We start from the raw sequence: 21,707 nt of genomic DNA, 5'->3' as shown, positions 1-21,707 counted from the left end.
CGCCGCATGTCGGCTGAACAGCCGAGAAGGGGTCGCATCCGTCAGGGTGCGACCCCTTCTGCATGCCGAGGTGTCCGGTCCTGGCCTACGCGCACGTCATGTTTCCCGTGAAACGGTCAGCGCACGGCACCCGTCACCAGCCAGCGCCCTGAGCGGGAACGAAGCCAGAGGGTCAGCATCCGGACCGTCATCATCAGCGTCATCGCTCCCCAGATTGCTGTGAGGCCGCCGCCCACGGTAGGGACGAGCAGGGCCACGGGGGTGAAGACCACCAGGGTGAGAACCATCGCCCACGCGAGGTACGGCCCATCGCCCGCTCCCATCAGGACCCCGTCGAGGACGAAGACGATCCCGCAGATCGGCTGGGAGAGCGCCACCATGAGAAGGGCCGGCAGCGCCGCGTCCGTGACGATCGGGTCACTGGTGAACAGCGGCAGGAAGAGCGGTCGCGCGATGACCACAAGCAGACCGAGCACGACGCCGGCCGCGATGCCCCACTCCACCATGCGGCGGCAGACGGCCCGGGCACCCTGGGGGTCGTCGGCGCCCAGATAACGCCCGATGATGGCCTGCCCAGCGATCGCGATCGCGTCGAGGGCGAAGGCCATCAGACTCCACAGGGACAGGATGATCTGGTGTGCCGCGATATCGGCGTCGCCGAGGCGGGCCGCGACAGCCGTGGCGATCATCAGGATCGATCGCAGGGAAAGCGTGCGAACCAGCAAGGGGACACCGGCTTGAGCGGAGGCGCGGATCCCGGCGGCGTCGGGGCGGAGGGAGGCTCCGTGCTGATGGGCGCCGCGGACGACGACCACCAGATAGGCGGCGGCCATGCCGCACTGGGCGATGACGGTGCCCCATGCGGAACCCGCGATGCCGAGGTCGGCACCGTAGACGAGACCCACGTTGAGGGCGGCGTTGGCAAGGAAACCCGCGACGGCGACGTACAGAGGTGTCCGTGTGTCCTGCAGTCCGCGCAGGACACCGGTCGCGGCCAGGACAACCAGCATGGCCGGTATACCGAAGGACGAGATCCGCAGGTAGGTCGTCGCGTACGGGGCCGCGGTGTCGGAGGCGCCGAAGAGTTCCACGATCGCCGGTGCCGCGGGCAGCACGACCGCGATGACCATGGCACCGAGCAGCAGCGCGAGCCAGATGCCGTCCATGCCCTGGCGGATCGCGGCTGCGAGATCGCCCGCGCCGACGCGCCGGGCGACGGCGGCCGTGGTGGCGTAGGCGAGGAAGACGAAGATGCTGACAGCTGTCGTGAGGAGAGCGGAGGCCACACCGAGTCCGGCGAGTTGTGCCGTGCCCAGGTGGCCGACGATGGCGCTGTCGGCAAGGACGAAAAGAGGCTCGGCGATGAGTGCGCCGAAGGCCGGAACGGCCAGAGCGACGATCTCTCGATCGTGCCGTCGCCGGGCAGCCCTGACGGGCGCGGGAGCCTGTGTCATGGGCATCAATCTAATCATCCACAGGTAAGAGATGCAATCTGTTATTGACCCTTACTTCGGTGACGTGGGCGCCCGCGCTGCGATGTGACTTCATGTGATCTTGGTCCGACTGGGGAAGTTTTTCTTCTGCACAGCCGGTGGACGGTAAACCTGCAGCTCAGACCGGTTACCGCAGAATGGGATGAAGCTTGTTCACAGCCCTGTCCACCGGGTCGTGCACAGGTTTTGTGGAGTTCTCCACAGCATCTGGGCCGTCGTCCACATGGCCTGTGGATAACCAGATTGGCTGACGGTGCCCGCGGGCCTACGGTGGTCCGGCGCCCACTCCGTCCGTCGGCCTGAAAGTCATCACAGAACCGACGCGTCAGCACCGGAGTTGGGCCTCTCACTTGTCAGTGCCGTGCCGTAGAAAAGAGGGGCACGGCAGAGGTCCGCTTCGCGGACGGGAGGAGGTGGCTCGGGTGAGCATTTCCGAGCCCTTGGACGATCCTTGGGCCGACAGTGGTCCCAGTGATCGTCTGCCCTCTTCCCGTAGACGCGGGAACGGAGCCCGGGGCCGCGACGAGCAACACGACCGCGGTGGGGACGGGGCCTGGGACGGTGGTGGTTCGGCCTTCGAACGTGTGCCGCCGCAGGACCTCGATGCCGAGCAGTCCGTTCTCGGCGGCATGCTCCTGTCCAAGGACGCCATCGCCGACGTCGTGGAGATCCTGAAGGGCCACGACTTCTACAAACCCGCCCACGAGACCGTCTACCAGGCGATCCTCGATGTCTACGCCAAGGGCGAGCCGGCCGACCCCATCACCATCGCCGCCGAGCTCACCAAGCGCGGTGAGATCAACAAGGTCGGCGGCGCATCGTACCTGCACACTCTCGTCCAGACCGTGCCGACGGCGGCCAACGCCGAGTACTACGCGGAGATCGTCCATGAGCGGGCGGTGCTGCGCCGCCTGGTCGAGGCCGGTACCCGCATCACGCAGATGGGATACGCGGCAGAGGACGACGTCGACGAGATCGTCAACCGCGCCCAGGCGGAGATCTACGCGGTCACCGAGCAGCGCACCAGCGAGGACTATCTGCCGCTCGGCGACATCATGGAAGGTGCCCTCGACGAGATCGAGGCGATCGGTTCCCGTAGTGGCGAGATGACCGGCGTGCCCACCGGCTTCACCGACCTCGACTCGCTCACCAACGGCCTGCACCCGGGCCAGATGATCGTCATCGCGGCCCGTCCCGCCATGGGCAAGTCCACGCTCGCGCTCGACTTCGCCCGTGCGGCGTCGATCAAGAACAACCTGGCCAGCGTCATCTTCTCCCTCGAAATGGGCCGCAACGAGATCGCCATGCGTCTGCTGTCGGCCGAGGCGAGGGTCGCGCTGCACCACATGCGTTCCGGCACCATGACGGACGATGACTGGACCCGCCTGGCCCGCCGGATGCCCGAGGTGTCGTCCGCTCCGCTCTACATCGACGACTCCCCGAACCTCTCGATGATGGAGATTCGCGCGAAGTGCCGTCGGCTGAAGCAGCGCAACGACATCAAGCTCGTGATCATCGACTACCTCCAGCTGATGCAGGCCGGTGGTTCGAAGCGTTCCGAGAGCCGTCAGCAGGAGGTCTCGGACATGTCCCGTAACCTCAAGCTCCTGGCCAAGGAGCTCGAGGTCCCGGTGATCGCGCTCTCGCAGCTCAACCGTGGTCCCGAGCAGCGCACGGACAAGAAGCCGATGGTGTCCGACCTGCGTGAGTCCGGCTCCATCGAGCAGGACGCCGACATGGTGATCCTGCTGCACCGTGAGGACGCCTACGAGAAGGAGTCGCCGCGCGCGGGCGAGGCGGACATCATCGTGGGCAAGCACCGTAACGGCCCCACGGCCACGATCACGGTCGCCTTCCAGGGCCACTACTCCCGGTTCGTGGACATGGCGCAGACCTGATCCGGGACTGATCCGACCGGGGTGGCCGGCGTCGGCTCCTGTCAGGCGGACTAAGCTGTGCGGCCATGAATACCGGGACGGCATCGCGCCACACACGGATTGGTGACCCGGTGCTCTTCTGAGCGCCGTGCGGGCCGGTGTGGGCCCGCCGTTTGATCGGGGATCGTGCGCTGCTGCGCGGGCTCCGCCTCCGTCGTGTTGATCACAGGCTCAACACATCAACCACGACAGGAGAGTTCATGCCCACGAAGACGCTGCGGATTCCCACCACGGACGGCCAGGCTGACGCCTTCGCAGCCTTCCCCGACCGCGCCGAGCGGCATCCAGGGGTGCTCATGTACGCGGACGGTTTCGGCATCCGGCCGGTGCTGCGCGAGATGGCCCGCGAACTGGCCGGGCACGGCTACTACGTGCTCGTCCCCAACTCCTTCTACCGGCACGGACCGACACCGGTGATCGAACTTCCCGAGTACATCGGAGAAGAGGCTCGGCCCGCGGTCTTCGCCCAGCTGATGCCCCTGATCGAGGCGCACACCGCCGAACGTGTCCTGAGCGACGCCGACGCCTACCTCAGGTTCCTCACCACCCAGCCGGAGGTCGGCGCGGGACCGGTCGCGGTGACCGGCTACTGCATAGGCGGCCTCTACGCGATGCGCACCGCCGCAGCCCACCCCGGCCAGGTGGCGGCCGTCGCCGGATTCCACAGCCCCGTGAGCGCCGACGGACCCGAAAGGGATCGGCTCCTCGAAAGGATCACCGCCGAGATCCATCTCGGCCACGCCGAAACCGATGTGACACCCGAGGCTCTCGGCGAGCTCAACCAGGCCCTGGACACAGCCGGTGTCAGCTATACCTCCGAGATCTACCCCGGCACCCTCCACGGCTTCACCATGTCCGACACCGACGCCTTCAACCCCGCCGCACTGCAGCACCACTGGGACCGCCTGCTTCCCCTCCTCGGCCGCACACTGGCCAACAGTGAAGCCGAGCGGCACAACAAATGAAGTCGACGCCCGCCGGGTCCACGGGGTGGACTGGTGGAATGACGACACCTCAGGAAGAGCTGCTGCCCGGTACCCGCCGTGCCTTGCTGCACCGGATCGCCGTGGCTCAGGCTGAAGGGCGAGCCCCCTCACTGGTCGCCACCGTGGTGCGGGGCGGGCGAGCCGTGTGGCACGGCTCGCGGACATCGGTGGACGGACACGGCCCCGACGAGGACGTGCAGTACCGGATCGGTTCGATCACCAAGACCTTCACTGCCGTTCTCGTCCTGCGGCTGCGCGACCAAGGCGTGCTCGACCTCAACGACCCGTTGGAGAAGCATCTGCCCGGCACCGGGGCGGGGGAGGTGACTGTCGCCGAACTCCTCGCCCACACGGGTGGGTTGGCGGCCGAGTCGCCCGCGCCATGGTGGGAGCGCACCCCGGGGACCCTGCGGCAGGAGCTCACCGACGTCCTGGGCGAGCAGCCCTTCCGGCATCCGATCGGGCGCCGCTTCCACTACTCCAATCCGGGCTACACGCTGTTGGGAGCGCTCGTCGAAAAGCTGCGTGGGGCTCCGTGGGAAGAGGTATTGAGGCGTGAAGTGCTCGAACCTCTGAACCTGCGCCGCACGAGCGTGCAGCCGCAGGCGCCCCATGCCGGTGGCTGGGCGGTGCATCCCTGGGCGGATGCGATGCTCCCGGAGCCGGCCGAGGACCTGGGCCGGATGGCACCGGCCGGTCAACTGTGGTCGACGACAGGTGATTTGGCGCTCTTCGCTGCCTTCCTCGCCAAGGGGGACGATCGGGTGCTCGGCGCGCGGAGTGTGCAGGAGATGCACACTCCGGCAGCGCCGGCGGTGGTCGTGGATCTCGTGGACGGTGCCACCTACGGGCTTGGCTTGCAGATCCAGCATCGGGACGGCCGAGTGCTCGTGGGGCACTCGGGTTCACTGCCGGGGTTTCTGGCCAACCTCACCATCAGCGTGGCGGACGACGTCGCGGCCGTTGTCCTGGCCAACTGCACCTCCGGGCCACTGCTGGCCGACGCGGGGGCCGATCTCGTTCGGATCGTCGCCGAGGCAGAGCCGCGGATTCCCGATCCCTGGCAACCTCTGGCCGAAGTCGACGCGTCGGTAATGGAATTGGTCGGCCAGTGGTACTGGGGGACCCATGCCTTCGGTCTGCGACTGATGGCCGACGGGGTCGTCTCACTGGAGCCGCTGTCCGGCCATGGCCGCCGTTCGCGGCTCCGTGCCAACGGCGACGGCACCTGGACCGGCCTGGAGGGCTACTACGCCGGAGAGCTCCTGAAGGCCGTACGGCGGCCGGACGGATCCGTGAGCCACCTCGACCTCGGGTCGTTTGTGTTCACGCGTCAGCCGTACGAGGAGGGGTCCTCCGTGCCGGGTGGGGTGGACCCCGAGGGGTGGCGGGGGATCGGTTAGACGTCCTCGCGCATGGGGGTCTGTTTCACGTGAAACAGACCCCCATGTCAAGCGGCACCGATGTCACAGGTGGAGCTTGAAGCCCACGTGTGAGGCCGCGAAGCCGAGCCGTTCGTAGAAACGGTGGGCGTCCGTACGTGTGGTGTCCGAGGTCAGTTGAACCAGTTGGCAGTCCTGGCGGCGGGATTCCTCGATGGCCCACTCGATGAGCCGTGTGCCCAGGCCACTGCCACGCTCATCGGCGTGGATGCGTACACCTTCGATGATCGACCTGGTGGAGCCGCGCCGGGACAGTCCGGGGATGACCGTGAGCTGAAGCGTGCCGACGACGCGGCCCTCGCGTACGGCGACCACCAGGTGCTGGTGAGGGTCGGACGCCAGACGCTCCAGCGCCGCCAGATACGGGGTCAGGTCATCCAGTGACTCGCGTTGGGCGCCCAGGGGGTCGTCGGCGAGCATCGCGACGATCGCGGGCACGTCGACCCTCGTGGCGGCCCGAATCTCAAGATCTTCCATGGGCGCACCCTAGGGCCGGGGCGTCACCGCAGGACAGCCCGCCTCCCAAAGTAGCAGTCGTTTGCAGATAAAGCGCGCCTGCAACTATTGTGTCCGTGTATTACGTGCTCTTGCAATCGTCTGGGAAGGTGTACCGCCATGCCGCTCGCGCTTCTTGCCCTCGCGATCGGGGCCTTCGGAATCGGAACCACCGAATTCGTGATCATGGGCTTGCTGCCGGAGGTCGCGGGTGACTTCGGGGTCTCCATCCCCACCGCCGGTTTTCTGGTGACCGGCTACGCCGTCGGTGTCATGCTCGGCGCTCCGCTGATGACCGTGCTGGGCACGAGGGTCTCCCGCAAGCGGATGCTGATGCTGCTGATGGGTCTGTTCATCCTCGGCAATCTGCTCTCCGCCCTTGCTCCGGCATTCGCCGTCATGCTGATCGGCCGTGTGGTTGCCTCCCTCGCCCACGGGGCGTTCTTCGGTATCGGCTCGGTCGTCGCGGCCGACCTGGTCGCACCCGACAAGAAGGCCGGCGCCATCGCGATGATGTTCACCGGTCTGACCGTGGCCAACGTGGTCGGTGTCCCGCTCGGCACACTCGTCGGGCAGTCCGCCGGCTGGCGCGTCACCTTCGGGCTCGTCGCGGCCCTGGGGGTCGTCGGCCTGTTCGGTGTCGCCCAGCTTGTTCCCGACATGCCCAAGGCCGAGGGCGTGCATCTGCGGCATGAACTGGCCGCGTTCAAGAACGCGCAGGTGCTGCTCGCGATGGCGATGACCGTCCTCGGTTTTGGTGGAGTCTTCGCGGCCATCACCTACATCGCGCCGATGATGACCCATGTCACCGGCTTCGCGGACGGCTCGGTCACCTGGCTGCTGGTGCTCTTCGGCCTCGGCATGGTCGGCGGAAACCTCATCGGCGGAACGTACGCGGACCGGGCCCTGATGCCGATGCTGTACGTCTCCCTGGGGGGCCTTGCCGTCGTACTCGCGCTCTTCAGCCTCACCGCCCACCACAAGGTCCTGGCGGCCGTCACGATCGTGCTGATCGGTGCTCTGGGCTTCGCCACAGTGCCGCCCCTGCAAAAGCGCGTCCTCGACCAGGCACACGGTGCCCCGACGCTGGCCTCGGCCGTGAACATCGGTGCCTTCAATCTCGGTAACGCACTCTCCGCCTGGCTCGGCGGCCTCGTCATCTCGGCCGGCCTCGGCTACACCGCCCCCACCTGGGTCGGCGCCGCCCTGGCAGTGAGCGCCCTGCTGCTCGCGCTGCTCTCGGCCGCTCTGGAGCGCCGCGGCAGCAGGACCAGCACGGTGGTCAGGCAGGGCGCGCCGTCGGACCAGCCCGCCGCCGCCTGCCACTGATCCGTGCCGGCCACCGCGCGCCGGTTCCTGGAACCTCCGGGGACCGGCGTCGTTCTGTCAGTGGGTCTCAGCCTGCCGCCACCGTCAGCGGAGCGAACCGCCGACTCCAGTCACCGGGCAGTTCCGCGATGCCATACGCCATCACCGCGTTGAAGGCCACGGACACCAGGCCCCGCTCCTTCGCCCACGCCAACAGCTCTTCGTGCCGTACGTCGATGTCCGTGCGCAGTGGGCGGTCGGAGTGGGCGGCGAGGGAAGCGAGCAAGGCCTGCGCAGTCCGGGTGTCGCGGGCGATCAGCGGGCCGACGACGTGGGTGTCCATGTTGGGCCACGCGCCCGCGTACCCGATGACCCGCCCGTCCTCCTCAGCAACGCGCAACTGGTCGGCGAAGGCGGGCAGACGGGTGATGATGTGGGTGCGATCGGCGCCGAACGCTTCCTCATCGAGTTGGAGGATGCTGGTGAGGTCTTCGGCGGTGGCCGGGCGGGTGGTGACCCCCGTGTGCGTCCCGTCCGGTGTGAAGTGGCCCTGTAGCATTTCGGCCCGGCCGATGACCTTGAACCCGAGTTCTTCGTAGAGCGGGCGGCCGTTCGGCGTGGCGTGCAGGGTCAGCGGTGTGGTGCCCATGGCCGAGACGACGTGCTGCATGAGTCGGCGCCCGACGCCCTGGCGGGAATGCCGTTCGGCGACCAGAACCATTCCGATGGCACCGAGGTCGGGGCGCTCCTGCAGGCCGTACTCGGTGATGACGCATGCGGCGACGAGCCCGCCTCCGGGGTCGTCGATGCCGTACCCCTTCCCGGCGGTGAGGAGGAGGCCCCACTTGTGTTCCTCGCGTGGCCACCCCCGGTCCTCGGACAAGTCGGCGCACGCGCTGTGATCACGAAGCGTCAGACGGCGGATGGGCAGAGCGCTGGAGGAAGGAGTCGGCACGCACGTCAGGCTGTCCGAGGTGTGCCCTCGACGTCTACCTGTTTCCGGGGGACGTATGAGCTTTTGGCCATGTCGTAGCCAACCCAACAGGGCCGCAAGAGGCGCTGGGTGTTTCACGTGAAACATCGACGAACGGATTCTGTCCAGGGGCAGACGATCAAGAAGCCGAAAATGCGCCCCGCTAGCCTCAGCGCATGGCGAGACTGCATCTCTTCGACCTCGATGGCACGTTGTTGCACGGATCCACGGCACCGGTGGAGATTTCCCGGCAACTCGGTCTGGAAGCCGAGACCGTGGCGCTCGACCAAGCCATGGGGGCGGGGCTGATCGGGCCTCGCGAGTACGCGGCGGAGGTGTACGCGTTGTGGGCCGACCTCACCGAGGCGCATGTGGCGGCGGCCTTCGACGGCGCACCGTGGTTGGCTCGGATCCGCGAGGTCTGGGCGGAGATCAGAGAAGTGGGTGACTACTGTGCCGTGATCTCACTCTCCCCGTCCTTCTTCGTGGAACGACTCATCGGCTGGGGTGCCCACGCGGCGCACGGTTCTCTTTTTCCCGCAGTGCCCTTCAGGGAACCGGTGGACCCCGCCGGAGCCCTCAGCGCAGCGGCCAAGGTGCGGATCGCCGACCGGCTGTGCGAGGAATTCGCTGTCGCGCGGGCCGACTGCGTCGCGTACGGCGACTCGCTCTCCGACAGGGACCTGTTCGGCGTGTTGCCGGTCTCCGTCGCGGTCAATGCGGATCGTCATCTGTCCGGCCTCGCAACCCACTCCTACATGGGGAGGGATCTGTGGGAAGCGTATTAATTGGTACGGCACGCCCGTTAATTGATGGAATTGATGGTTCCCTCCCCACTCAATTCGTGGTGGAGGAGGCGGGACTTGTGTGCAGACCGTCGGCCGGTATGGTCGACTCCGGTTCGGGTCGGGGCGAGGTGTGCATCCTGTGCACCCTGTGCGGACCCGGAGCAAGGCATTGCAGTTTAGCGGGACGGAGTGATTGAAGACCCGTATTTCCGGTTATGCGACCGGGGTGTCCCTACCGCGGTGGGAGGCTGCGGTGAGAGTCCTGCGGGCAATGTCACACTCTCGCCTTACTTGTCCGTACGGGACCGGAACACGGGTTGAATGTGGCCGCATCGGCTGCGGCAGCGAACGGGGTAAGCACGCCGTCTGTGGGGGAAGCAGGCACTTTCCGACCGAGGAAGTGCGCAGACCGACCGAAAGATGTTCGAGGCGAGGCACACCATGGACGCTCCGACCACCACGTCGGCCGACAACGGCACGTCCAGCGGCGGAGGCGGCTGGTTCACGCCGCACAAGCAGCCGACGCCCCCGGGCGGTGAACGGGAGGCAGCCGAGGGCAGCCGCCTTGCGGCGATGCGCCCCGTGGGCAGGACCACGGCAGGAACCGGCACCACCCCCCAACCGGAGGGACCCACCCCGTCCGCAACGGATGACGCCCAGCGGCCCCCCTCGCCGACCGCTGAACCTTCCGACCCGGCAGCGGACGACCTGCCGCCGCCCCTGACAGCCCCGGAACCGGCCCTGACAGGCGCCGCCGGCCCACCGCCGTCCGCACCCGGGGCCCCCTCGACAGCGCCCCCCGCTTTCACCCCCGCCCCCGCCCCCGTCACTGCGAGCGCCCCGAGCCCGGCTCCGCTCACCGACGCCGCGCTCGCGGTGGCCCCGCCCACCGGAGCCGAGCTCACCGAAGACCCGCCCACCGGTCAGAGTGTCCCGGTCCAGCCTCCCGCCCCGGCCGAGGACGCCTCTCCGGACGCCGTCCTCATCCGCAGGACCATGGCCGAGATCGGCCCGGTCGCCGACAAGGTCACGTCGTACTTCTACGCACTCCTCTTCGTGCGACACCCCGACCTCCGACCGATGTTCCCGGCGGCGATGGACGCCCAGCGGGACCGCCTGCTGAAGGCCCTGCTCACTGCGGCCGAGCACATCGACAACTCGAAGGTCCTCGTCGACTACCTGCAGAATCTCGGCCGCGGCCACCGCAAGTACGGCACTCGGGCCGAGCACTATCCGGCGGTCGGCGAATGCCTGATCGGCGCCCTGAGCAAGTACGCCTCCCGGTGGGACGCGGAGACGGAAGCCGCCTGGGTCCGTACGTACACGACAATCTCGCAGGTCATGATCGACGCGGCGGCCGCGGACGAACTGCGCGCCCCGGCCTGGTGGCACGCCGAGGTCGTCTCGCACGATCTGAGAACGCCGGACGTCGCGATCGTCACCGTCCGCCCCGACCAGCCCTATCCCTTCCTCGCCGGCCAGTACGCGAGCTTGGAGACACCGTGGTGGCCGCGGATCTGGCGGCACTACTCCTTCGCCTGCGCACCCCGCTCGGACGGTCTGCTGTCGTTCCACGTCAAGGCCGTCCCGGCGGGCTGGGTCTCCAACGCCCTGGTGCACCGCGCCCGTCCCGGTGACATCGTCCGGCTCGGCCCGCCGGCAGGTTCGATGACCGTGGACCACACCTCCGACAGCGGACTGCTCTGCCTGGGCGGCGGCACCGGCATCGCGCCCATCAAGGCGCTGGTGGAGGACCTGGCCGAGCGCGGGGAGCGTCGACCGGTCGAGGTGTTCTACGGCGCTCGCACCAACCACGACCTCTACGACATCGACACGATGCTCAGGCTTCAGCAGAACCACCACTGGCTCTCGGTCCGCGCGGTCGTCGACCAGCAGGCGCATCTCCAGCTCCCCGACGCCATACGCGAGTACGGTCCGTGGAACGAGTACGACGTCTATGTGTCGGGCCCACCCGGCATGATCCGCAGCGGGGTGAGCGCCCTCAAGGACATCGGCATCCCGTTCGAGCGCATACGCCATGACTCGTTGGAGGAGCTCGTCGCCGCCCAGTGAACCCCGGCCGCGGTCAGCCAGGTCCGAACCGTCAGCTGGGCCTGACGTCTGTCATCCGAGGTCCGGTGCGTGCATGGCGCGTACGCCTTCGATGTTGCCGTCCAGGTAGTGCCGCAGGGACAGGGGCACGAGATGGACGGATGCGATGCCGATCCGGGTGAAGGGCACCCGCACGATCTCGTACTCGCCGATGGGCTCGTCCACCTCAGGACCGTGACGCAGAGCGGGATCCATCGATTCCAGATGGCAGACGAAGAAGTGCTGCACCTTCACGCCGGTGGCGCCGCCGTCCTCGCCGATGTGCTCGACCGTGTCGACGAAGCACGGCACCACGTCGGTGATCTTGGCGCCGAGTTCCTCGTACACCTCGCGGTGGAGGGCGTCGATGACGGTCGGGTCGTCGGGCTCGACCCCGCCGCCGGGAGTGAGCCAGTAGGGATCCGTACCAGGCTTGGTGCGCTTGATCAGGATCAGGTCGTCACCGTCCAGCAGGACGGCGCGTGCGGTGCGCTTGACCACGGGTCGGACGGTCATGGGAGGAATGTGGCCCCGTTGGTTCCACGTGAAACATCGCGAGTTGTCACCGGGTGAATCCAGCCTGTCACCAGCGGAAATCGAGGCTCAGCACCAGTCGCCGGCCGTCCGGAGAAGCCACTCGTGTGCCCGTGCGATATGAGGCATCGCGAGCGTTCCGGTCCGCACCGACAGGAAGTACGTGCGTAGCGGTGGCACCGCGGGATCGTGCAGCGCGACGACGTCACCGCGCCGCAGAGCGGTGGCGCACAGATAGCGGGGCAGCACGGCGAGCCCGGCGCCCGCGGCCGCGCACGCCAGGGCCGCACGCAGGTCCGGGACGATCACGGTGCCCGGGGCGGCGGGGCGGGAGTCGAAGACGGAGGCCCAGTAGCGGGAGACGAAAGGCAAGGACTCGTGGACCTCGACCACGGGGACGCTCTCCAGCGCGTGTGCCCCCTTGAGTGCCAGAACGTTCTCCAGCGCTCGTGTGCCTCTGCGGCGGGGTTTTCCGGAGCCGAGCAGTTCGACCCACCGTGGAGCGGCGACCAGGACGTGTTCCTCGTCGCAGAGCGGAGTCGCCGTGAGCAGACCGCCGCGCGGACGGGCCGTACTGATGGCCAGATCATGATGTCCGGCGGCCAGCCCCTCCAAGGCTTCCTCGGCGTTCCCGAAGGAAGTGCGCAGCGCGAAACCCTGTCCGTCCTCGCCGGTCAATGCGGTGAGCGCCGGTAACGCCCGCTCGGCGGTGAACTCGGGAGGCCCGACGAGATGCAGGGTGCGCAGGGAGGACTCGTCGTCGAGGCCGGTCTCGGCGATCTCCACCAGGGCGTCGAGGTGCGGAGCTGCCTTGTGGGCGAGTTCGTCGCCGATGGTCGTCGGGGTCACCCCGCGGGCCTGCCGCAGGAACAGGGGGCGTCCCAACTGCCGCTCCAGCGTACGGATCTGCGAGGTGACGGCCGGCTGGGACAGTCCGAGCAGAGCGGCGGCGCGGGTGAAGGAACCGGCCCGGTGCACCGTCACAAAGGTGCGCAGCAAGGCCAGATCCATGGCGAACGCCCTCCCCTTCCCCTTCTCCCGCCCCGAGGCAGGGCCCAACTATAAATATGTCGATAGGCCTCTGTCGCTACTGTGATTGGACACTGACACAGAGTCAACTAGCCTTGGTCGGGTGGTTCTTCGCGCGCAGAACCGGGGACGGTCCGAGCCACGAGGGGGGAGGCTCGGACCGTCCGTTGTAGGTGGCGGAAGCCGCAAACGGGGCGGGTACGACGCGGTCAGGGTGCCGAGGCATCCAACGCACGCAGCACATCGGCCACCAGGTCCTCAGGGTCCTCGGCGCCGACCGAGAAACGGATGAAGCCCTCCGGCACGGCGTCGCCGCCCCACCGCCCACGCCGCTCGGCCGTGGACCGTACCCCGCCGAAACTGGTCGCCTCGTCCACCAGCCGCAGCGATGCGAGGAAACGGTCGGCCCGCGCGCGGGTGGCCAGCGTGAAGGAGACCACGCAGCCGTAGCGGCGCATCTGTTGCGAGGCGACCTGGTGCGAGGGGTCCTCGGGCAGCCCGGGATAACGCAGCCCGGTCACCTCGGGGCGCTCCCGCAGTGCCTCGGCCAGCACCAGGGCGGTCGCGTTCTGCCGGTCGACCCGCAGGTGCAGCGTGGCGATCGAACGGTGCGCGAGCCAGGCCTCCATGGGGCCCGCGATCGCCCCGGCGATCTTCCGCCAACGGCGTACGGCGGCCATGGCCTCGGCGTCGCGACCGGTGACGTATCCCAGGAGGACATCGCCGTGGCCGGTCAGCTGCTTGGTGCCGCTGGCCACGGAGAAGTCGGCGCCCAGCTCCAGTGGGCGCTGCCCCAGCGGTGTCGCGAGCGTGTTGTCGACCGCCACCAGGGCGCCACGCGCGTGTGCCGCTTTGACGAGCCGTCGGATGTCGCACACGTCGAGCCCGGGATTCGACGGGCTCTCGATCCACAGCAGCTTCACGCCGTCGAGGACATCGAGTTGAGCGTCGTTGCCGGTCGGCGCGGTCCGCACCTCGATGCCGTATGCCTCCAACTGGGCACGCACCAGCGGCAGCGCCTGGTAACCGTCGTCGGGCAGGACAACCGCGTCCCCCGCGCGCAGCTGTGAGAACAGCACCGACGAGATGGCGGCCATCCCGGAGGCGAAGACGAGCGTCTCGACGCCGTCCTGCCCGGGCGCTTCCAGACCGCCGATCGCGCGCTCCAGCAGGGTCCAGGTGGGGTTGTCGTCGCGGCCGTAGCCGTAGGGACCCGTCACCTCACCCGGCAGATGGAAGTGCGCGGCGAAGACGGGGCCGGGCAGGGTCGGCTCGTGCTTGACCGGCTCGGGCAGTCCGGCCCGCACCGCCCGCGTGCCGTCCCCGACGCCCGCAGAACCCGCCGTGCCGATCTCGTCGCCCTCGCCGGAGCCGCTCATGCTGCCCGCCCCTCCACATCCTCGCGTACCGCGGCGAGCAGACCCTCGCTCGCCGACTCCACCATCTCGAGGCACTCCTCGAAGCCGTCCATCTCCCCGTAATAGGGGTCGGGCACATCGAGGTCGGCGCCCGCGGCGGGATCGTAGGAACGCAGCAGCCGTACCTTGTCCGCGTCCTCCGGGGTGGGCGCGAGACGGCGCAGTGCCCTGAGGTGGCCGGTGTCGAGGGCGATGACGAGGTCGAGGTGGGAGAACCAGGAGGGCTGGAACTGCCGGGCGGTGTGCGTGCTGTCGTAGCCGTTGTCCACCAGAACGGACACCGTACGCGAGTCGGCACCGTCACCCTCGTGCCAGCCGCCCGTGCCGGCGCTGTCGATCTCCACCAGGCCGTCGAGCCCGGCCTCCCGCACGCGGGCACGGAAGACCGACTCTGCCATCGGGGAACGGCAGATGTTGCCCGTGCAGACGAAGCAGACGCGGTAGGTCATGGTGTGTTCAGTCCTCGTCGGGCAGGACGACGTGGAGCGCCCACGAGACGATCGAGATGATCAGGCCGCCCAGGACGGCCGTCCAGAAGCCCTCCACGTGGAAGCTCAGGTCGAGCTTGTCGGCCAGCCACGAGGTGAGCAGCAACATCAGGGCGTTGACCACCAGGGTGATCAGGCCGAGGGTCAGGATGAACAGCGGGAAGGTGAGTACCTTCACGATGGGCTTGACCAGGAAGTTCACCAGCCCGAAGACCAGGGCGACGAGTATCAGTGTCCAGATCTTCTTGCCGGTGCTGTCACCTGTCAGGGTGATCTTGTCCAGCAGCCAGACGGCGACCGCCAGGGCGCCCGCGTTGGCGATCGTCTTGACTACGAAATTCTTCATGTGTCTGATCGTGGCAGACGAGATCGGTTACGAGTACGGGCAGGGGCGGACTAAGTAGATGAAGGCATTCCGGTTGGATGAACTGGAGGCGGAGCGCGCCGCCAACGACGGCGCGTACCTGCAGTTCCTGCGCGAGCGGAACATGTCGGTCGGGCTGTACGCGCTCGACGCGGGCGAGCGCGACCCCCAGCAACCGCACAACCAGGACGAGGTGTACTTCGTCGTCAGCGGTCGCGCGGCGATCACCGTCGGCATGGAGACCACCGAGGTGGCGCGGGGCAGCGTGGTGTACGTACCGGCCGGTGTCGCACACAAGTTCCACCACATCAGCGAGGACCTCAGGGTGATGGTGGTGTTCTCTCCGCCCGAGAGGTGACCCACGACGTCAGGGTTCCCTAGGGGATCAGTCAGGGGCGGACAAGGGATGCGAGGCGTCCGCCGGCCACTTCCTCGCCCTAGCATCGAGTGCAGGACATTGGAAGATCCGGCACCAAGAGCGCCGGGTGTGGACAGGTATCGGAGAGGTTGGGGCGATGCGAGAGATCTTCGCGGGACTGCCGTGGTGGATTAAGTGGGTTGCGGTGCCGGTCATCGCCCTGGTCGTGTTCGGTGGGCTGATCGCCAGCGTCGTCGGCTTCGTCATCGGATTGCTGTTCAAGCTGCTGGTCTTCGTGGCGCTGGTCGGCGGACTGATCTACGTCGTACGGAAGTTCACCTCCAGCTCCTCGTCACGCAGCGACTGGTGATCGCCCGGTGCGACCGGGCCGTCTCGGGCGACAAGTGAGAGGTTCACGCAGGGCAACCGGCGATCGGTAACAGGAATCACCGGTTCCCTCGCGCGAGGGAAGTTTCCCGGGCAGGCCGTCTGCGAGCGACGAGGGGCGATTAGAGTCCGGACGCGTCGCGGGGGACGAGCCCCCGTGAGCGGCGTACCAGCCCTCCCGTGTTCCCCAGCACGGACCGCCCCCTCGCGCTTCGGGAGTGCCCCTTGGCCACGGTTGACACCGCCCACACGCAAACCCCCGGACCCCCCGCTGAGGCCCGGGTCGCCGTGCCGGCTCCGGAGTCCCGGATCCGCCCGCCCGAGCAACCCGCGGCGCCGACAGGACGCCCGCGCTCGTCGACGACATCCACCGAGCGGCCCGCGCTGTCCGGGCTTCCCGCACAGCCACGCTCGCCGGTGTCCCCACCCGCGCAGCGGCAGACGCGTCCCACGCAGCGGCAGACGCCTCCCGCCCAGCGGAACGCGACGGAATCCACCACGGCACCGCACTCCGCCACCCTGATCGGGTCGGTGCAGCGCGCCATGCGCCTGCTGGAGGCCGTCGCCGAGCACCAGCACGGAGCGCCCGCCAAGCAACTGGCCCGCGAGACGGGTCTGGCCCTCCCCACCGCGTACCACCTGCTGCGCACCCTCGTGCACGAGGGCTATCTGTCCCGGGACAAGGGACTGTTCTTCCTCGGTGAGGCGGCCGAGCGACTGGGCAGCAGCGGCGCGCGGCAGAAACGTCGCAGCACCGTCGTCGACACGCTCGCCGACTGGCGTGACGCCCTCGGGGTCCCCGTGTACTACGCCATGTACCGCGACGGCGAGATCGAGGTCGTGTGCGTCTCCGACGCCCCCGGCAATCCGGCGGTCGAGGAATGGGCCGACTTCCGCGAGACCGGGCACGCGCACGCCATCGGCCAGTGCCTGCTGGCCCAACTGGACGAGGACGACCGCCGCGACCACCTCGACCGGCACCCCGTGCAGTCCCTCACTCCGTACACGGTGCGTGACAGTCACACACTGCTACGGCGGCTCGAACGCCTACGACGGATGGACGCGGTGACGGAGCGCCAGGAGTACGCGCTGGGCGCGGTGTGCTCGGCGATTCCGATCACTGTGGGCACGACAGCCGCGACCATGGCCATTTCTCTTCCCGCGCACCAGGCTGATCGTCTGCCCGCGGCGACGCGGCAGTTGCAGAACGCGGTGGGGCGGCTTCTCGGGTCGCTCGCGCTCTCTATCAGTATCTGAAAACTCACTCCTTGTGATCTAGCGTACACGTTCAGCAAGATGCCAACAGTGTCAGAGGGATCATTCCCGGCCAGACGACGTCACACGACGGGGTAGGCGATGCGAGAGTCCGTACAGGCAGAGGTCATGATGAGTTTTCTCGTGTCCGAGGAGTTGTCCTTCCGCATCCCGGTGGAGCTGCGCTACGAGACCTGCGATCCGTATGCCGTCCGGCTGACCTTTCATTTGCCCGGTGATGCCCCGGTGACCTGGGCCTTCGGTCGTGAGCTGCTGGTCGACGGAGTGGGGCGGCCGTGCGGGGAGGGCGACGTACGGGTCGCACCCGCGGACGCCGACACGCTGGGTGACGTACTGATCCGGCTTCAGGTCGGCAGCGACCAGGCCCTGTTCCGCTCGTCCACGGCACCGCTTGTCGCGTTCCTCGACCGCACCGACAAGCTGGTGCCGCTGGGCCAGGAGGGTGCACTTGCCGACTTCGACGCCCACCTCGACGAGGCGCTGGACCGCATCCTGGCGGAGGAGCAGAGCACGGGCTGAAACGCTACGGCACGCAGGAACGCTTCTGTTCGGGTGATGCCAGGGAGTGCGACGGAGGAGGTGCGCCGAGTCCTGCCGAGCCTTCCCCGTCAGTGCTTGCGTCGACGTCCCTTCCCGCCGCGTGCCGGAGCGGGGCGGTCGACCACCGGCACCGGTCCCGTCCCTGTGACTCCCGCCCCTGCCACGGCGGCGGACGTCGCCGTTTCGGGCCGGTCGGCCGAGACCACCAGGGCCGCGAGGGCCGTGGTGACCGGCACCGAGGCGACCAGGCCGATCGAGCCCACCAGCGTGCGCACGATCTCCTCGGCGACCAACTCGCTGTTGGCGACCGCCCCCACGCTGCTCTGGGCGATCGAGAAGAGCAGCAGCAGCGGCAGGGCGGCGCCCGCGTAGGCGAGGACGAGTGTGTTGACGACGGACGCGATGTGGTCGCGGCCGATGCGGATGCCCGCGCGGTACAAGCCGCGCCAGCCCATCGACGGGTTGGCCTCGTGCAGTTCCCAGACCGCCGACGTCTGGGTGACCGTCACGTCGTCCAGGACACCGAGCGAACCGATGATGACGCCGGCGAGCAGCAGACCGCTCATGTCGATCGACGGGTACAGGCCGTGGATCAGTCCGGTGTTGTCGTCGGTGTTGCCGGTGAGCGCGGCCCAGCCGATGAACTGCGATCCCAGAACACCGATCAGGAACAGCGAGATCAGGGTTCCGAGCACTGCCACGGAGGTCCTGGCCGACAGTCCGTGGCACAGGTACAGCGCGATCAGCATGATGGCGCTCGCCCCGATCACCGCCACGAGCAGAGGGTTCGAGCCCTGCAGGATCGCGGGCAGGATGAAGAAGTTCAGGATCATGAAGCTGATGGCCAGCGCGACCAGTGCCATCACGCCGCGCAGTCGGCCCACCACCACCACGGCGATGGCGAAGATCCCGGCGAGCAGCGCCATCGGCAGCCTGCGGTTCACGTCGGTGACCGAGTACTGAAGGTCTTTCGGCGCGGAGGGCTCGTAGGCGACCACGACCTTCTCGCCCTCGTGCAACTGCCGCGATTGATCCGGCTGCACGATCTCCGTGAACGTACGGCCCTTGTCCTCGCCGGAGTCGACCCGGATCGTGGCCCGCTTGCAGGTGCCGTTCGCCTGTTGCTGGGCGGACGAGCCCCCAGCGGTGGACGTGTCGCCCGTCGGAGCACCCCCGGAGGCGTTCACCGACTTGCAGCTGAGGCTCACGACCTTCGTGACCGTCGCCTGCTGCGTCTGCCGGTCGAAGCCGACGCCGGTTCGCTCGTGAGCGGGCGCGCCCCCGGGCCACAACACCGCGAGCCCGATCAGCACCGCGGCCCCGAACGGGATCAGGATGGCGGCGATGACCTTGCGCAGGTGCTGGGAGACGGGGGCAGCCGGAGTATGACTGTGGCTGTGACCGTGTGAGTGCCCGGGCCCACCGCCCTCGAGATCCGGCCCCGGTCCATCACCGTCACCAGGCCCGTGGCCATGACCGCCCCCGTGCCCGCCGCCCTCGCCTGGCCCGGACCGTGGACCGGGGCCGCCCCCGGAACCGCGCCCGTGTCCCGGTCCGCCACCGGAACCGTGCCCATACGCCGGCCCGTCACCGGGCCCGTACCCGCCCCCGGGCCCTTGCCCGGCACCGGGCCCCTGCCCACCACCGGCCCACTGCCCACCACCGGCCCACTGCCCGCTACCAGAGCCATGGTCGCCATCTCCGCGACCGAACCCGCGGCGCGGTTCGGGCGGCGGGTACCCAGGCTGATCTGTCGTGGTCACCGACCGATCATCGCAAGAACGACAGGGGCCCTCTGTTCAGCGCGCCCGAATTGACGCTAGCGTGGAGCCACCTTTGAACACGCGGGAGCTCGGAGCACCGGGCTGAGAGGGCGCTGACCTCCGTCCCAGCCATGTTTCACATGAAACATCGCCACATGTGAGTGATGTTGCACACGAAACGTCGGCAGACGGAAGCGGCTGCGTCGACCGCCGAACCTGTTACCGGGTAATGCCGGCGTAGGGAGTAGGTCACATGACCAACAAGGACGCACGCACGCCTGCCTCCGTTCAGGACGAAGAGTCCCAGGAGGCCGGGAAGTCCATCGGCTGGCACAAGGCGTATGTCGAGGGCTCACGCCCCGATCTGCGGGTGCCGGTCCGACAGGTGCACCTCACCAACGGTCAGTCGGTCACGCTGTACGACACGTCCGGCCCGTACACCGATCCGCTGGTCGAGACCGATGTCCGCAGGGGTCTGTCGCCCCTCCGAGAGAACTGGATCGTCGGTCGCGGCGACACCGAGGAGTACGCGGGCCGCCCCGCCCGTCCCGAGGACGACGGGATCAAGCACACCTCACCCCGAGGGGGCCTGCGCAATCTCGACGCGGTCTTCCCAGGACGGCCCCGACTGCCGCGCCGCAGTCGCGACGGGAACGCGGTCACTCAACTCGCGTACGCCCGCAGGGGCGAGATCACGCCCGAGATGGAGTACGTGGCCCTCCGAGAGAACGTTTCCCCCGAGGTGGTCCGGGAGGAGATCGCGGCAGGCAGGGCCGTGCTCCCCGCCAACGTCAACCACCCGGAGATCGAGCCGATGATCATCGGCAAGCGGTTCCTGGTGAAGGTCAACGCCAACATCGGCAACTCCGCGGTCACCTCCTCCATCGAGGAGGAGGTCGAGAAGATGACCTGGGCGACCCGCTGGGGCGCCGACACGGTCATGGACCTGTCCACCGGCCGCAACATCCACACCACTCGCGAGTGGGTGCTGCGCAACTCCCCTGTTCCCATCGGCACGGTGCCGCTCTACCAGGCCCTGGAGAAGGTCGACGGCAGGGCCGAGGAACTGACCTGGGAGATCTACAAGGACACGGTCGTCGAACAGGCCGAGCAGGGCGTGGACTACATGACGGTCCACGCGGGCGTACGGCTGCCGTACGTACCGCTGACGGCGAACCGCAAGACCGGCATCGTCTCCCGCGGTGGGTCGATCATGGCCGCGTGGTGCCTCGCGCACCACAAGGAGAGCTTCCTGTACGAGAATTTCGAGGAACTCTGCGAGATCCTCGCCGCCTACGACGTTACGTACTCGCTCGGCGACGGCCTGCGGCCCGGTTCCATCGCGGACGCCAACGACGAGGCGCAGTTCGCCGAGTTGCGCACGCTCGGGGAACTCAACCGGGTCGCCAAGCGTTTCAACGTACAGACCATGATCGAAGGCCCGGGACATGTCCCGATGCACAAGATCAAGGAGAACATCGACCTTCAGCAGGAGATCTGCGATGAAGCTCCGTTCTATACGCTCGGCCCGCTGACGACGGACGTTGCGCCGGCGTACGACCACATCACCTCCGGTATCGGTGCCGCGATGATCGCCTGGTGGGGCACGGCCATGCTCTGCTACGTCACGCCCAAGGAGCACTTGGGCCTGCCCAACCGGGACGACGTCAAGACCGGTGTCATCACCTACAAGATCGCCGCCCACGCAGCCGACCTCGCCAAGGGGCACCCAGGTGCGCAGGAGTGGGACGACGCGCTGTCCGACGCCCGCTTCGAGTTCCGCTGGGAGGACCAGTTCAACCTCGCCCTGGACCCGGACACGGCACGGGAGTTCCACGATGAGACGCTGCCGGCCGAGCCCGCGAAGACGGCTCACTTCTGCTCCATGTGCGGACCCAAGTTCTGCTCGATGAAGATCTCCCAGGACATTCGCCGCCGCCACGGCGGAAGCCCGGAGGAGATCGAGGAGGGCATGGCCCAGAAGTCCAAGGAGTTCGCGGCAGCGGGCAACCGCGTGTATCTGCCGATCGCGGACTGA

At 68.1% G+C, this 21,707-nt stretch carries 20 protein-coding genes; 11 read left to right on the top strand and 9 right to left on the bottom strand.

The features are described 5' to 3' along the window. Positions 1-116: 116 nt before the first annotated feature. A complete protein-coding gene (locus ACFYRY_RS37055) occupies positions 117-1,454 on the bottom strand; it encodes an MATE family efflux transporter (protein ID WP_389156010.1) in 1,338 nt (445 codons plus the stop codon). 461 nt (positions 1,455-1,915) lie between these two features. Between ACFYRY_RS37055 and dnaB the strand changes: the two genes are divergently transcribed. The 3 genes from dnaB to ACFYRY_RS37040 all read left to right on the top strand — a co-directional run bounded on the left by dnaB (position 1,916) and on the right by ACFYRY_RS37040 (position 5,819). Beyond that, on the top strand, positions 1,916-3,391 hold the full coding sequence (dnaB, locus tag ACFYRY_RS37050; protein ID WP_389156008.1) for a replicative DNA helicase: 1,476 nt from the start codon (positions 1,916-1,918) through the stop codon (positions 3,389-3,391). Between the two features lie 239 nt (positions 3,392-3,630). After that, the gene (locus ACFYRY_RS37045) at positions 3,631-4,395 is read left to right on the top strand and encodes a dienelactone hydrolase family protein (RefSeq protein WP_389156005.1); all 765 of its coding nucleotides are present in this window, start codon (positions 3,631-3,633) and stop codon (positions 4,393-4,395) included. Between the two features lie 38 nt (positions 4,396-4,433). Beyond that, a complete protein-coding gene (locus ACFYRY_RS37040) occupies positions 4,434-5,819 on the top strand; it encodes a serine hydrolase domain-containing protein (protein WP_389156002.1) in 1,386 nt (461 codons plus the stop codon). A gap of 63 nt (positions 5,820-5,882) precedes the next feature. Here the strand turns inward: ACFYRY_RS37040 and ACFYRY_RS37035 are convergent, their stop codons facing one another. Continuing rightward, the gene (locus ACFYRY_RS37035) at positions 5,883-6,335 is read right to left on the bottom strand and encodes a GNAT family N-acetyltransferase (protein ID WP_389156000.1); all 453 of its coding nucleotides are present in this window, start codon (positions 6,333-6,335) and stop codon (positions 5,883-5,885) included. A 138-nt stretch (positions 6,336-6,473) separates the two neighbouring features. Between ACFYRY_RS37035 and ACFYRY_RS37030 the strand changes: the two genes are divergently transcribed. Next, entirely contained in the window at positions 6,474-7,682 is a 1,209-nt protein-coding gene (locus ACFYRY_RS37030; protein ID WP_389155997.1) for an MFS transporter, read from the top strand. Between the two features lie 67 nt (positions 7,683-7,749). On the opposite strand, the gene ACFYRY_RS37025 is transcribed toward ACFYRY_RS37030, so the two are convergent. Further along, positions 7,750-8,616, bottom strand: a complete 867-nt coding sequence (locus tag ACFYRY_RS37025) for a GNAT family N-acetyltransferase (protein WP_389155994.1) — start codon at positions 8,614-8,616, stop codon at positions 7,750-7,752. Between the two features lie 194 nt (positions 8,617-8,810). On the opposite strand from ACFYRY_RS37025, the gene ACFYRY_RS37020 reads away from it, so the two are divergent. Both ACFYRY_RS37020 and ACFYRY_RS37015 read left to right on the top strand, forming a co-directional pair. Beyond that, complete coding sequence (locus ACFYRY_RS37020; protein ID WP_389155991.1) at positions 8,811-9,422, top strand: HAD family hydrolase; 612 nt, start codon at positions 8,811-8,813, stop codon at positions 9,420-9,422. A 441-nt stretch (positions 9,423-9,863) separates the two neighbouring features. Beyond that, a complete protein-coding gene (locus ACFYRY_RS37015; RefSeq protein ID WP_389155989.1) occupies positions 9,864-11,495 on the top strand; it encodes a globin domain-containing protein in 1,632 nt (543 codons plus the stop codon). A 51-nt stretch (positions 11,496-11,546) separates the two neighbouring features. Here the strand turns inward: ACFYRY_RS37015 and ACFYRY_RS37010 are convergent, their stop codons facing one another. From ACFYRY_RS37010 to ACFYRY_RS36990, 5 genes are all read right to left on the bottom strand, one after another. Continuing rightward, positions 11,547-12,029: an NUDIX domain-containing protein gene (locus ACFYRY_RS37010; RefSeq protein WP_389155986.1), complete on the bottom strand. Its 483-nt coding sequence runs from the start codon at positions 12,027-12,029 to the stop codon at positions 11,547-11,549. A gap of 87 nt (positions 12,030-12,116) precedes the next feature. Then, complete coding sequence (locus ACFYRY_RS37005) at positions 12,117-13,058, bottom strand: LysR family transcriptional regulator (RefSeq protein WP_389155984.1); 942 nt, start codon at positions 13,056-13,058, stop codon at positions 12,117-12,119. Positions 13,059-13,285: 227 nt separating this feature from the next. After that, entirely contained in the window at positions 13,286-14,455 is a 1,170-nt protein-coding gene (locus ACFYRY_RS37000) for a cystathionine gamma-lyase (protein ID WP_389155981.1), read from the bottom strand. After that, complete coding sequence (locus tag ACFYRY_RS36995; protein ID WP_389155978.1) at positions 14,452-14,943, bottom strand: low molecular weight protein-tyrosine-phosphatase; 492 nt, start codon at positions 14,941-14,943, stop codon at positions 14,452-14,454. Before ACFYRY_RS36995 ends, ACFYRY_RS37000 begins: the two co-directional genes overlap by 4 nt. A 7-nt stretch (positions 14,944-14,950) precedes the next feature. Beyond that, positions 14,951-15,328 (bottom strand): phage holin family protein, encoded by a 378-nt coding sequence (locus ACFYRY_RS36990; protein WP_389155976.1) that lies wholly within the window; start codon positions 15,326-15,328, stop codon positions 14,951-14,953. Positions 15,329-15,386: 58 nt separating this feature from the next. Between ACFYRY_RS36990 and ACFYRY_RS36985 the strand changes: the two genes are divergently transcribed. The 4 genes from ACFYRY_RS36985 to ACFYRY_RS36970 all read left to right on the top strand — a co-directional run bounded on the left by ACFYRY_RS36985 (position 15,387) and on the right by ACFYRY_RS36970 (position 17,885). After that, positions 15,387-15,704, top strand: coding sequence for a cupin domain-containing protein (locus ACFYRY_RS36985; RefSeq protein WP_389155973.1), 318 nt, complete (start codon positions 15,387-15,389; stop codon positions 15,702-15,704). 157 nt (positions 15,705-15,861) lie between these two features. Beyond that, positions 15,862-16,074, top strand: coding sequence for a DUF5326 family protein (locus ACFYRY_RS36980; RefSeq protein ID WP_389155970.1), 213 nt, complete (start codon positions 15,862-15,864; stop codon positions 16,072-16,074). Positions 16,075-16,610: 536 nt separating this feature from the next. After that, a complete protein-coding gene (locus ACFYRY_RS36975; RefSeq protein WP_389156256.1) occupies positions 16,611-17,348 on the top strand; it encodes an IclR family transcriptional regulator in 738 nt (245 codons plus the stop codon). Positions 17,349-17,447: 99 nt separating this feature from the next. Then, complete coding sequence (locus tag ACFYRY_RS36970) at positions 17,448-17,885, top strand: SsgA family sporulation/cell division regulator (RefSeq protein ID WP_389155967.1); 438 nt, start codon at positions 17,448-17,450, stop codon at positions 17,883-17,885. A gap of 89 nt (positions 17,886-17,974) precedes the next feature. On the opposite strand, the gene ACFYRY_RS36965 is transcribed toward ACFYRY_RS36970, so the two are convergent. After that, positions 17,975-19,669 (bottom strand): YibE/F family protein, encoded by a 1,695-nt coding sequence (locus tag ACFYRY_RS36965; protein WP_389155964.1) that lies wholly within the window; start codon positions 19,667-19,669, stop codon positions 17,975-17,977. A gap of 253 nt (positions 19,670-19,922) precedes the next feature. Between ACFYRY_RS36965 and thiC the strand changes: the two genes are divergently transcribed. Then, a complete protein-coding gene (gene thiC / locus ACFYRY_RS36960; protein WP_389155961.1) occupies positions 19,923-21,707 on the top strand; it encodes a phosphomethylpyrimidine synthase ThiC in 1,785 nt (594 codons plus the stop codon).

Origin of the sequence: Streptomyces sp. NPDC005263, assembly GCF_042872365.1 — a bacterium.
In the GTDB taxonomy this organism is placed as follows: domain Bacteria; phylum Actinomycetota; class Actinomycetes; order Streptomycetales; family Streptomycetaceae; genus Streptomyces.
The sequence above is the reverse complement of the archived record's forward strand: the minus strand, read 5'-3'. Positions and strand labels throughout refer to the sequence as shown.

Bases quoted from the DNA above. Each gene is read 5' to 3' on its own strand.
- ACFYRY_RS37055 (WP_389156010.1), bottom strand. From the start codon at position 1,454: ATGACACAGGCTCCCGCGCCCGTCAGGGCTGCCCGGCGACGGCACGAT.
- ACFYRY_RS37045 (WP_389156005.1), top strand. From the start codon at position 3,631: ATGCCCACGAAGACGCTGCGGATTCCCACCACGGACGGCCAGGCTGAC.
- ACFYRY_RS37040 (WP_389156002.1), top strand. From the start codon at position 4,434: ATGACGACACCTCAGGAAGAGCTGCTGCCCGGTACCCGCCGTGCCTTG.
- ACFYRY_RS37035 (WP_389156000.1), bottom strand. From the start codon at position 6,335: ATGGAAGATCTTGAGATTCGGGCCGCCACGAGGGTCGACGTGCCCGCG.
- ACFYRY_RS37030 (WP_389155997.1), top strand. From the start codon at position 6,474: ATGCCGCTCGCGCTTCTTGCCCTCGCGATCGGGGCCTTCGGAATCGGA.
- ACFYRY_RS37020 (WP_389155991.1), top strand. From the start codon at position 8,811: ATGGCGAGACTGCATCTCTTCGACCTCGATGGCACGTTGTTGCACGGA.
- ACFYRY_RS37015 (WP_389155989.1), top strand. From the start codon at position 9,864: ATGGACGCTCCGACCACCACGTCGGCCGACAACGGCACGTCCAGCGGC.
- ACFYRY_RS37010 (WP_389155986.1), bottom strand. From the start codon at position 12,029: ATGACCGTCCGACCCGTGGTCAAGCGCACCGCACGCGCCGTCCTGCTG.
- ACFYRY_RS37005 (WP_389155984.1), bottom strand. From the start codon at position 13,058: ATGGATCTGGCCTTGCTGCGCACCTTTGTGACGGTGCACCGGGCCGGT.
- ACFYRY_RS37000 (WP_389155981.1), bottom strand. From the start codon at position 14,455: ATGAGCGGCTCCGGCGAGGGCGACGAGATCGGCACGGCGGGTTCTGCG.
- ACFYRY_RS36995 (WP_389155978.1), bottom strand. From the start codon at position 14,943: ATGACCTACCGCGTCTGCTTCGTCTGCACGGGCAACATCTGCCGTTCC.
- ACFYRY_RS36990 (WP_389155976.1), bottom strand. From the start codon at position 15,328: ATGAAGAATTTCGTAGTCAAGACGATCGCCAACGCGGGCGCCCTGGCG.
- ACFYRY_RS36985 (WP_389155973.1), top strand. From the start codon at position 15,387: ATGAAGGCATTCCGGTTGGATGAACTGGAGGCGGAGCGCGCCGCCAAC.
- ACFYRY_RS36980 (WP_389155970.1), top strand. From the start codon at position 15,862: ATGCGAGAGATCTTCGCGGGACTGCCGTGGTGGATTAAGTGGGTTGCG.
- ACFYRY_RS36970 (WP_389155967.1), top strand. From the start codon at position 17,448: ATGCGAGAGTCCGTACAGGCAGAGGTCATGATGAGTTTTCTCGTGTCC.
- thiC (WP_389155961.1), top strand. From the start codon at position 19,923: ATGACCAACAAGGACGCACGCACGCCTGCCTCCGTTCAGGACGAAGAG.